Genomic DNA, 210 nt, shown 5'->3' with positions numbered 1-210 from the left:
AAACCACTTGCCATTGTTCCTGATACACTTGCTGTATAGCCCTGTGGAACATCCTTTTCTACAACTGTATACTTGATTGGTGTTCCATTATTTTCATACTTGTCTAGGCCTGTAAATGTATGTTTCCATGATCCTGCTGCATTAAGTTCTTGTGTCTGTAGGGCATTGTTACTGCCTTCTTTTCTAAGTTCTACCTTTGCAGAAGCCTTG

General features: G+C 40.0%; 1 protein-coding gene. It reads right to left on the bottom strand.

Translation table 11 applies throughout. The features are described 5' to 3' along the window. On the bottom strand, window positions 1-210 hold a 210-nt coding region (locus HMPREF0634_RS01015), incomplete at both ends, for a Cna B-type domain-containing protein (RefSeq protein WP_007788179.1).

The sequence above is a fragment of the Peptostreptococcus stomatis DSM 17678 genome, from assembly GCF_000147675.1.
GTDB lineage: Bacteria > Bacillota > Clostridia > Peptostreptococcales > Peptostreptococcaceae > Peptostreptococcus > Peptostreptococcus stomatis.
This window is presented reverse-complemented; position numbering and strand designations above follow the sequence as displayed.